Source organism: Endozoicomonas sp. (assembly GCF_051008435.1).
In the GTDB taxonomy this organism is placed as follows: Bacteria; Pseudomonadota; Gammaproteobacteria; order Pseudomonadales; family Endozoicomonadaceae; genus Endozoicomonas_A.
In genome coordinates, this window is sequence record NZ_JBPCXO010000431.1 from 1 (window position 1) to 3,633 (window position 3,633).

Annotated in this window: 4 protein-coding genes; 1 reads left to right on the top strand and 3 read right to left on the bottom strand. The window is 45.7% G+C overall.

Translation table 11 applies throughout. The features are described 5' to 3' along the window. Positions 1 to 179, top strand: a 179-nt coding sequence (locus ACR2PX_RS21605; protein ID WP_434001431.1) for a transposase, incomplete at its 5' end; no start/stop codon positions are given. A gap of 150 nt (positions 180 to 329) precedes the next feature. Here ACR2PX_RS21605 and ACR2PX_RS21610 read toward each other — a convergent pair. The 3 genes from ACR2PX_RS21610 to ACR2PX_RS21620 form a co-directional block, all read right to left on the bottom strand. Beyond that, on the bottom strand, positions 330 to 2,420 hold the full coding sequence (locus ACR2PX_RS21610) for a hypothetical protein (protein ID WP_434001429.1): 2,091 nt from the start codon (positions 2,418 to 2,420) through the stop codon (positions 330 to 332). Positions 2,421 to 2,689: 269 nt separating this feature from the next. After that, on the bottom strand, positions 2,690 to 2,914 hold the full coding sequence (locus tag ACR2PX_RS21615; RefSeq protein WP_434001430.1) for a transposase domain-containing protein: 225 nt from the start codon (positions 2,912 to 2,914) through the stop codon (positions 2,690 to 2,692). A gap of 150 nt (positions 2,915 to 3,064) precedes the next feature. Then, positions 3,065 to 3,424 (bottom strand): macro domain-containing protein, encoded by a 360-nt coding sequence (locus ACR2PX_RS21620; protein WP_434001432.1) that lies wholly within the window; start codon positions 3,422 to 3,424, stop codon positions 3,065 to 3,067. Positions 3,425 to 3,633 lie beyond the last annotated feature (209 nt).

Genomic DNA, 3,633 nt, shown 5'->3' on the forward strand with positions numbered 1-3,633 from the left:
TGAACTGGTTCAAGGCAAAAAAGGCGTATTCCAGCGGTATTGTTGAGGGCCTGAATACCAAAATAAAACTCACTACGAGAAAATCATACGGCTTCAGAACCTACAGATGTGCAGAAATTGCTTTATATCATGCTCTCGGGAAGTTGCCTGAACCAGAAATGACCCACAGATTTTACTGACGAGGCCGTTATTTTATGGTTCAGGATGCCTTACTGGCCTCTATCCAGACAAACTGAAGCCATTTCATGAAAAGGGAAACAAACTTTGAGGGTAAGCCTTCATTGCGAATGCACGAATGGAAGTGCTCACCCACGATTTGATTTTAGCTTTTAAGACACCCCCTTTGCTCCGGGGAGTGGCTTCATTAAGACCCCGAGCTCCCATTGGTCAACGTCATTTTTAAACAGTTTAAACAAATCATCAAATTGTATATCCTTGTCCGGTTTATTGACAAGGTTGCATTTCCTTAATGAATCAACGACAGTATAACGCAATCCTTTAATCGGTTTTCCTCCCCATTTTTTGCACTTTGCCTGAACATACTTTTTAAACAGTGTCATATCTTTTTTTTCCTTGATTCTGTCAATCAGTGTGCCAATAGCACCGTGACGACCTTTGGTTATCTCCTCAAGCAGTATTTCATTGCTTAATTTCGTTAAAGGGAGCATGCTCCTGATTTCCTCAGGTTCGAAATTTTCCCGTATAAAGTCAGTCAGGACCTGATCATTAACTTTCCGATAAGCACGATTGACAGGCAATTGTAAGTTCGTCCTCATGAGCTGCCACAAGACTTGTTTGTAGCTTTTTTGTTTGATTAAGTACTGGATTCGAGCCTTAGAGGCATCAAGATGACCACGATAACTCATAGGAACCATAGTTCTCTTTGAAATACTCATGATTTCCCCGCGCGTTGCAGAGGGGGTTTGATAATTTGCAATATCCTCCTCTATTTGCTTGTTATTATCGAAGGTTTTCACAGTGAAACCACTGACAGCTTCAAGGTCATTGAGCTCCCATCTTTTTTCCAGTCCTAAGGGGTTGGGAACGAACATGTTTAGATTAGCAGTGAATTGCACTACACCAAAATTCTCCTGGCATAAGGCATAACGTATGCGATCAGCTAACAGGCTATGCAGTCGGGGATCATGTGGTTTGTTCTTCAGCTCATCTCCCAGCCACTCCAGCGATATGGCAGAACAATCCTCTTCCGGAGTAAAAATATTGTTTTCCACACAAAATCTGTAAACATCGGCCTTAGAAACCACGTGTAACCCCTTCGCGTTTGACCCCTTGCAGGGTAAGGCTTTTTGTCTTTCTTTTTTTCTGTTATACATAATCCTGCAATATTCAATTACTTTATTCTTGTCTGAATTATTTTCAAAACGATATTTCAGATAGGCGCTCAGAGCCACTGAATCCAGTTCTGCCAGTTTCAGAAGGGCGTCAGCTTTGCCTAGTGGAGGGAATTGATCCAGGCAGGCTTTTTCTTCATCGGTATAACGGGCTTTGTAAGGTGCAGGGGTTAGTTTTTCGAGATGGTGCTGAATATTGAACGCTTGCATGTCGTCCATTACCTCCAGTTTTTCTGGACACGCCATAATGCTACGAGTGATCTTTTCAACGATTTTACTGTCGCGTTCTTTTTCAAAAGACTGTTGATAACTCGTTTCAAAATCCACGATACCTTTCCCTTCTTCGCCATCATATGACCATAACAATTCAGTGCTGGCAGGGATTGAGTTTTTGGCATTTAACCGATAACCGGGCAGATCACTCAGCGTCAGACCCTGGATTTTGCGTTCCTTCAGTTTATCCGGAATGTCAATATCAATACTGATATTGGGCTCCCTGAGACGGTGAGAATCATTGGCGTATACCGACAGGTCATCAGGACGCAGGCCTGGCACTACCCAACGTGTTTTTCCGGAAGCTGTTTTACTGGCGGGGATACTAAAATCGGACCAGACAACATAGCGCCCGGTATCTCTTGTCAGTCCGCAGCAACGCTTGCCGTCAAACAGCCATTCGAGTTCCTTGCCATTCTTCAGCATTGTGCGCAGGGCGGGAGTTCCTTTCATTTCAAGAATGGTCTGACCGGGGGAAAACACTTCCCCCTCTTCCCCAGCTTTAGTGAAAAGCCCCAGCCCTACCGGACTGCCAGTATCTGTAGTAATCTCGCTGAGCCTGATGTCGAGAGGATAGTGAACAGGCGTTACCGGCTGAAGCTGCCTTTGCTGCAATGTTCGCCCTTCGCCCTGTGAACTTGAAGATCCGGCCACTGCTCCCACAGATGTTTTTCCGGGCGCGAGGCTCGCTTTCTTCATAGGCGGAGCTCCTTCCCTGGATTCAGGTATTTTTCGTTTGCGCAGATTATAGGGTGCTGTGTAATGCTGTTCTCCAGAACTTCGTGCTGCTTCCATTGATGCCTCCTGCTGTTAATCAGTAGCCAGTATTATACCCGTTACCATTGAAGACGTGGGCTGTTGGCTGCTCTTGCTCACCCCAGCCACTTACTGACTGTATGCTCTTGGGACTTCGCTTGTTTGCCGCCTACCCACACCTTCAATGGTAACGGGTATATCTGACTAATCTTTCGACAAGCGATGGGCGCTGGAGTTGCACAATCGGTCAGTAGCACTAACCTACTGGTCAGTTTCTAAGTAAAAACTTGCCAAACCGCACCTTTATTTTACCGAAAATAATCCACCACTTTTACATCTTCAGCCCTGAGATTCGCAGGCAGCAAGGACTCTACACAAGTTCCTTTTTCCAGTTGTGGCAGTTTCGTCAACACGTAGCGGAACCAAACGTAGCGGAACCAAACGTAGCGGAACCAAGCATATGGCTCAATCCCGTTAGCCTTCGCTGTTTCCATCAGACTGTATAGCACCGCACTGGCATTGGCGCCATTCACCGAATCGGCAAGTCGAGTAAGCCTGAGGGGATTTCACCATCAAGCTTCTCACGGAACCGTACGTGACAGTCTCCCGTCATACGGCTCTTGATCACACATTTGATGCACGAAGCAATTACCAGTGAGCAAAGAGCCCCGGTTTTATCTTCCTCAGTCTGTCGAGCCTGTAAACTGGCCGTGAAGGGTGTTTTTGGCAATTATGCGGTCATCAATAATAGTGTCAAAATACTCATTAACAGGAATTACGATAAGTCCGGATTCTTTGAAAATATCACCAAACTCAATCTTGGTATCCGTGTTATCCGTGTTATCCGTGTTATCCGTGTTATCCGTAAGGCTAAGCTCGATTTTGTTTCTCCGGCGGATGATGAAAAATCCGACAGAAACGGCTATCAGCAATATTAAAAGAAGGGTATATAGTTCGCGTCCCTCCCGAAAGGTCGGCAGTCCTGATGCGGCCAACACATCAGTACCTGTGATAATCAGCCCGAGACAGGACAAAGCCCCCATTCTAAACGCATGAAATTTGACCACCAGAGTTCCCTCTCAACTTAATGCTTAAGCCCGAATATTGCCACTCTGATAAACTTGGCTCAAGGTAGGCCGCTTCGCGGCGACTTTTTGCCCAGTGCAGCCCTCCAACCTATGGGAAATACCCGTCATTTTCTTTTGTCTATCCTTACTGACTTTGATCCCGAGAACAGCAAAGGATAGAGCCA